The sequence below is a fragment of the Streptomyces sp. PA03-1a genome (genome assembly GCF_033792805.1).
GTDB lineage: Bacteria > Actinomycetota > Actinomycetes > Streptomycetales > Streptomycetaceae > Actinacidiphila.
Genome location: NZ_JARAVO010000051.1, coordinates 36,854 through 43,236, shown reverse-complemented (window position 1 = coordinate 43,236; position 6,383 = coordinate 36,854). Strand labels below are relative to the sequence as shown.

Genomic DNA, 6,383 nt, shown 5'->3' with positions numbered 1-6,383 from the left:
GTCGCCTACCGCAAGGCGAGCCCGCCGCCCGCCCCCGACGGCCCGAGCATCGTCCATCTCATGCTGCTGGTCACCGCGCCCGCGGTCCTGTCCGCCGCCGCGCTCAAGCCCCGCTCCCAAGCCCGCTCACGGAGGTGATCGATGTCGGACTGGCTCGTCCTGGCCATCGCGATGGCCGCGGCCTGCGCGGTCGTCCTGACCATCGTGGCCATCAACCACCGTCGCATCGGGGACGACGACGACCCCTCGGAGACCCCCGACGTCATCGAGTACATGACGATGATGATCGGCGTGGTGTACGCCATCGTCCTCGGCCTCGCCATCGCCGGCGTGTGGGAGGCGCGCGGCGGCGCCGAGGACACGTTGCACCGCGAGACCCAGGCCCTGCACGAGGTGCGCCAGCGGGTGCAGGTCTACCCCGCCGCCGTCCGCGACCAGGTGCGCGCCGACGTGGACGCGTACGTCTCCTACGTGGCGCACACCGAACTGCCCTACATGCTCAAGCACGGCGAGAACACCCAGCGCGGCTCGGAGCTCCTCGGCAAGGTGCGCCGCGACGTGACCGACTTCGAGCCGCGCACCCCGCTGGCCAACCAGGCGTACCAGCCGGTCGTGGACCAGGTCGCGGCCGCCGACGACGCGCGCACCGCCCGCGGCGAGAACGCCGGGCCGACCATGCCGGGGGTGGTGTGGTTCGGCCTGGTCACCGGCGCCCTCGTCGCGGTGGGGCTGATCTTCAGCCTGCAGATCAGGCGCTCCCGGCGCGAACTGCTCCTCGCCGGGCTCTACAGCGCCCTGATCGCCTTCCTGCTCTTCCTCATCTGGGACCTGGACGCCCCCTTCGGCCGGGACGCCGCCGAGGCGGCGGCGTACTTCACCAGCCTCTTCCCGCACATCGGGTGATCATTTCTCGAAGCTCGCGAAGTACGAGGCCGCCATGTCCTCCCCGCCGTGCCCGAGCTCGGCCGCGCGGCGGAAGCGCTCGGCGCCGGCCGCGGCCACGTCGAGCCGGACCCCCACGGACTCCCCCGCCTCCACGATCAGGCGGGCGTCCTTCTCCGCGGTCCGCACCGCGAAGCTGGGGCTGAAGTCCCCGGCCAGGATCGACGCCCCCTTCGCCTGCAGGTAGCCCATGTCGAGGGGGCCGCCGGAGACGGCCTTGAGGAAGTCCGCGGCGTCCACGCCAAGGCCCTTCGCCAGTGCGAGGGCCTCGGCCGTGCCGTGGGTGACGGTCAGCACCCAGCTGTTGATCACCAGCTTCAGCCGGCTGGCCGCGCCCTCGGCCGCGTCCTCCCCCACCCACACGGTGCGGCTGCCGATCGCGTCGAAGACCGGCGCCACGGTCTGCCGGGCCTCCTGCGGCCCGGCGGCCAGCACCAGGAGCTGCCCGTTCTCCGCGGGCTGCCGGGTGCCCAGCACGGGCGAGTCGAGGAAGACGACGCCGTGCTCGCGCGCGAACCGCGCGAACTCCCCGAGGGCGCCCACGCCCGCGGTGGTGGACTGCGCCCACACCGCGCCCTTGCGCAGCGCCGGCGCCGCCTGCCGCATGGTCTCGAGGGCGGAGTCCGCGTCGTGCAGGATCGTCAGCACCACGTCGGCGCCGTCCACCGCCTCCGCGGGGGTGTCGACGACGCGTGCGCCGTCCTTGCTGAGCGGCTGCGCCTTCTCCTTCGTACGGTTCCACACACGGACGTCGAGGCCGGCCTTGACAAGGTTGCGGGCCATCGCGGCACCCATGATCCCGGTGCCCAGGACTGCTGCTGAGGTGGTGTCGGACATGACTGCCACGGTACGACGGACCAATCCGAATCGCTCGCGGCGCCGAATGCCGGACGCGAGACTTGTCCTCGACACACGGAATCGAACGCTGGAGGTGTGGTGAGGGAACCGCTGCGGTTCGGCAGGCCCGCACGGCAGGGGCCGGACCTCTCGGAGCTGCTGCTCGCCGTCGCGCGCGGCGACCAGGAGGCCTTCGCCCGGCTGTACGACGCCGTGAGCGGACCCGTGCTCGGACTGGTGCGCGGAGTGCTCAGGGACCCCGCCCAGTCGGAGGAGGTGACGCAGGAGGTGCTGGTGGAGGTGTGGCGCACCGCCGCCCGCTTCCGGCCGGAGAAGGGCAGCGCGATGACCTGGGTGATGACCCTGGCCCACCGCAGGGCCGTGGACCGGGTACGGTCCGCCAGCGCGGCGGCGGACCGCGAGCACAGGGCTGCGCTGCTGGAGCGCACCCCCGCCTACGACGAGGTGACCGAGCAGGTGGAGGCCCGGCTGGAGGCCGAACAGGTGCGACGCTGCATGCGCACCCTCACCGAGGTGCAGCACCAGTCGGTGACCCTCGCCTACTACCGGGGGCTGACGTACCGGGAGGTGGCCGAGCTGCTGTCGCTGCCGCTGGGCACCGTCAAGACCCGGCTGCGGGACGGCCTGATCCGGCTGCGCGACTGCCTGGGGGTGACCGCGTGAGCACCGAGGCCGAGCTGCACACCCTCACCGGCGCCTACGCCGTCGACGCGCTGACGCGGCACGAGCGCGCGGAGTTCGAACGCCACCTCGCGGAGTGCGAGGCCTGCGCGCTGGAGGTGCGCGAGCTGGCCGCGACCGCCGCCCGCCTCGGGCTCGCCGCGGCCGAACCCGTCCCGCCCCGCATGAAGGACGACGTCATGCGGCTCATCGTCAACGTACGGCAGGAGCCTCCGTCGGTGCCCGAGCCGCCGCGCGCCGCGGCCCGTGCGATGCGCCGCCGCGCCTCGCAGCCCGCACGGCGCCGCGTCCGCTTCGCCCTGGCGGCCTGCCTCGCCGCCGCCGCGATCCTGGGCGGGGTCGCGGTCTGGCAGCAGCAACAACTCGGCGACCTGCGCCAGGAGAACCAGCGGACCCAGGCCCAGGCGGATCAGATCTCCCGGGTCCTGGCCGCGCCCGACGCCGTCACCACCTCCGCGAAGCTCGCGGGCGGCGCCGGCGGCACGGTCGTCGTCTCCCGCAGCCAGGACCGCGCGGTCTTCTTCGCCCACGGCATGCCCGCGCTGAGCGGCGACCGGGTCTACCAGCTCTGGTACGCCGACGGCGGCACGATGCGCTCCGCGGGCCTCATGCCGAAGCCGTCCGGCGGCGACACGACCCAGGCTGTCCTCCTCCGGGGCAACGTCGACGGCGCCTCCGGCATGGGCATCACCGTCGAACCCGCCGGCGGCTCCCCGCAGCCGACCTCCGACCCCCTGGCCCTGATCAACTTCCCGGCCTGACGCCACCGCGCACCGCCGCGCACCGCTCCGTTCCGCACCCCGTCCGGTGCGGTGCGCGGCGGCGGGCCGGCCGGGCCGAAGGTCCTGGGCGGCCGCTGTGGCATGGGTCACCGCGCCGGGCTCCCGCCGTGCCCCCGGGGCCGCGGCGGTTCGCGAACGCCCTGCCCCCACCGGCCATCCAGCCGAAGGCACGGCTTCGCCCGCGGCATGGCACCCCAGCCGGACCCCGGACAGCGCCTGCCCCCGGAGGACACCGCCACACGTGCACCCGCACAACCACCCCGTGACGGCACGGCACCGCCTACCGAAGCTCGGGGAGCTCCCGTCCCCGAGGGCAGCCGGCCGAGGACCGGGCGAGCCCCGCCTCCGGGCGACACAGCCGTGCCGGCCGCCGGAGCCCCGGGCCACGCACCCGCCGAGAGCCGCTTCACTCTCTGTTTCGCCCTGGCCGCAGGCGCGTTCGTCCTCGTCGCGGCGTTCGCCCGCTTCGGCATGACCACGCCCGGCGGCGGCATCGTCTCGCGCCACGACGCGCAGGAGGCGAGCACCTCCGGACCGGTCCGGCCCCTCACCCCCAGCTCCACTCCACCGGAGGGCACCCAGGTCGTCCCCCGGACCAGAAAGGTGAACGACATGGCCACGATCCGGGCGCCCGGGGACACCCCACAGCGGCCGGCCGGCCCCACGCACGGTCACGCGGCCTGGAGCCCCGGCCCATGGGGAAGGGCCCCGCGTGGGGGTGACGCCGCCGTGGGGGCGCTCCGGGAGGGCGTGGCTCCACGGGAAACGCCCCGCGCTCGCCAGGCCGCGGCGGGGCGCCTCACGCCGCGGTGGGAGGCGGCACCATAGGCTCGCCGGGCGCGAATGCCGGCCAGGAGGAGTGCCCCGGACGTGACGACGACGTCGATCTGCCTGTTCACCGCCGATCTGCGGCTCCACGACAACCCGGTCCTGCGGGGCGCCCTCGACTCCGCGGAGCAGGTCGTCCCCCTGTTCGTGCTCGATCAGGCCATCGAGGCCGCGGGCTTCGCCGCCCCGAACCGCGCCGCGTTCCTCGCGGGCTGCCTCGCCGACCTGGACGAGCGGCTGCGCAAGCGCGGCGGGCGTTTGGTGCTGCGCCACGGGGACGTGGCGCGCGAGACGTGCCGGGTCGCGGAGGAGACCGGCGCCGGGCAGGTGCACGTCGCAGCGGGGGTGAGCCGCTACGCCGCGCGGCGCGAGGAGCGGCTGCGGGAGGCGCTGGCAGCGGCGGGCCGCGAACTCCGGGTGCACGACGCCGTGCTGACCGCGGTGCCGCCCGGCGCGGTGACCCCGGCAGGCAAGGACAGCTTCGGGGTGTTCACGCCGTACTTCCGGCGCTGGGAGACCGCGGATCTGCGCGACCCGCTGGATGCGCCCCGCGTGGTCCGCGTCCCGGACGGCGTGGCCTCCCGGCCGCTCCCGGAGCCGCCCACGGGCACGTCGCCCGGGCTGCCCGCGGGCGGGGAGACCCAGGCCCGCGAGCGCTGGCGGGCCTGGCGGGCTTCGGGCCTCGCCGCGTACGAGGACCGCCACGACGACCTCGCGGGCGACGCCACCTCGCGTCTGTCGCCGTACCTGCACTTCGGCTGCCTGTCGGCCACCGAGCTGGTCCGGCGCGCCCGTGAGGCCGCAGGGCCGGGCGCGGACGCGTTCGTGCGGCAGGTCGCGTGGCGGGATTTCCACCACCAGGTGCTCGCCGCCCGCCCCGACGCCGCCTCCCGGGACCTGCGGCCGCGCGGTGACCGCTGGCACGGTGACGGGCCCGAGGCGGACGCGTGGCGCGAGGGCCGTACCGGATACCCGCTGATCGACGCGGCGATGCGGCAGCTGCGGCACGAGGGCTGGATGCACAACCGGGCGCGGCTGCTGGCCGCGAGCTTCCTGACCAAGACGCTGTACGTGGACTGGCGGATCGGCGCCGCGCACTTCCTGGAGCTGCTGGTGGACGGCGACATCGCCAACAACCAGCTGAACTGGCAGTGGGTGGCCGGAACCGGCACCGACACCCGCCCGAACCGGGTGCTCAACCCCCTGGTGCAGGCCCGCCGTTTCGACCCGGACGGCGCCTACGTGCGCCGCTGGGTGCCGGAGCTGGCGGAGGTGCGGGGCGGCGCCGTGCACCGCCCCTGGCGGCTCCCCGAGGACGAGCGGGCCGCCCTGGACTACCCCGCCCCCCTCGTCGACCTCGACGAGGCCCTCGCCCGCTTCCGCGGCGCCCGCGCGAAATAGCCGCGCCCGCCGGGGGCCACCGCCATCGCCCGCCTCGACGCGGCGCCCGGGCCGCCCGCGCCCGCCCCCTCACCCCGGCGGGACGCCGACGCGCCGGCGCGGGGGCCGGGGGAAGAAGCCGCTGGTGCGCGACGCGTAGGCGGCCCAGCCGGGGCGGTCCGCCATGTGCCGTTCCAGCAGGGCCTTCCCGCTGCCCCGGGTCAGCAGGTACGACATCAGCAGCGGGGACACGACCGACACCGCGGCGGCCTGCCAGGCGTCGCAGGTCAGCGCGAACAGCCCCCACCAGACGCAGAAGTCGCCGAAGTAGTTGGGGTGCCGGGTCCAGCTCCACAGGCCGCGGTCCATGATGCGGCCCCGGTGCGCCGGGTCGGCCTTGAACCGGGCCAGCTGGTGGTCGCCGACGGCCTCGAAGAGCAGGCCGGTGAGCCAGAGCAGCGCGCCGACCGCGGCCGCCGGGCCGAGCGGCCCGGGGATGTACGAGGCGGCCTGGACGGGCAGCGAGACGACCAGGACGAGCGCGCCCTGCAGCAGGTACACCGCGCGCAGTGCGTAGGCGGCCCGGCTGCCGCGGGCCTTGGCCAGGAAGGCCTCGTAGCGGGGGTCCTCACCGTGGCCGCGGCCGCGGCGGGCGATGTGGACGGCGAGCCGCACGCCCCACACGGCGGTCAGCGCGAGCACCAGCGCGCGGCGGGCCGGGTCGCCGTGCCCGGCGGACATGCCGTAGGCGGACCCGGCGACCGCGGTGAAGGCCACGCCCCAGGCGACGTCGACGTAGCGGTGCCTGCCGCGGGACAGGGCGAACGCGAAGGTGGCGAGCATGACGGCGAGCGCGGCCCCGGCGGCCACCGCCACGCCCACCCCGAACGCGCCCCAGGGGAAGCCGTTCAC

General features: G+C 75.5%; 6 protein-coding genes. 4 read left to right on the top strand and 2 right to left on the bottom strand.

Features of this window, described 5'->3' with window-relative positions:
• Positions 1–141 precede the first annotated feature (141 nt).
• On the top strand, positions 142–903 hold the full coding sequence (locus PV341_RS14165; RefSeq protein ID WP_499511709.1) for a bestrophin-like domain: 762 nt from the start codon (positions 142–144) through the stop codon (positions 901–903).
• Here the strand turns inward: PV341_RS14165 and PV341_RS14160 are convergent, their stop codons facing one another.
• Positions 904–1,779 carry an NAD(P)-dependent oxidoreductase gene (locus tag PV341_RS14160; protein ID WP_500322070.1) on the bottom strand — a complete coding sequence of 292 codons (876 nt, stop codon included), beginning with the start codon at positions 1,777–1,779 and terminating at the stop codon, positions 904–906.
• Positions 1,780–1,878: 99 nt separating this feature from the next.
• On the opposite strand from PV341_RS14160, the gene PV341_RS14155 reads away from it, so the two are divergent.
• From PV341_RS14155 to PV341_RS14145, 3 genes are all read left to right on the top strand, one after another.
• The gene (locus PV341_RS14155) at positions 1,879–2,463 is read left to right on the top strand and encodes a sigma-70 family RNA polymerase sigma factor (RefSeq protein WP_499511711.1); all 585 of its coding nucleotides are present in this window, start codon (positions 1,879–1,881) and stop codon (positions 2,461–2,463) included.
• The gene (locus tag PV341_RS14150) at positions 2,460–3,242 is read left to right on the top strand and encodes an anti-sigma factor (RefSeq protein ID WP_500357930.1); all 783 of its coding nucleotides are present in this window, start codon (positions 2,460–2,462) and stop codon (positions 3,240–3,242) included. Before PV341_RS14155 ends, PV341_RS14150 begins: the two co-directional genes overlap by 4 nt.
• A gap of 891 nt (positions 3,243–4,133) precedes the next feature.
• The gene (locus PV341_RS14145) at positions 4,134–5,492 is read left to right on the top strand and encodes a cryptochrome/photolyase family protein (RefSeq protein WP_500322067.1); all 1,359 of its coding nucleotides are present in this window, start codon (positions 4,134–4,136) and stop codon (positions 5,490–5,492) included.
• 69 nt (positions 5,493–5,561) lie between these two features.
• Here PV341_RS14145 and PV341_RS14140 read toward each other — a convergent pair whose 3' ends face one another.
• Positions 5,562–6,383: a DUF1295 domain-containing protein gene (locus PV341_RS14140; RefSeq protein ID WP_500322066.1), complete on the bottom strand. Its 822-nt coding sequence runs from the start codon at positions 6,381–6,383 to the stop codon at positions 5,562–5,564.

Bases quoted from the DNA above. Each gene is read 5' to 3' on its own strand.
- PV341_RS14165 (WP_499511709.1), top strand. From the start codon at position 142: ATGTCGGACTGGCTCGTCCTGGCCATCGCGATGGCCGCGGCCTGCGCG.
- PV341_RS14160 (WP_500322070.1), bottom strand. From the start codon at position 1,779: ATGTCCGACACCACCTCAGCAGCAGTCCTGGGCACCGGGATCATGGGT.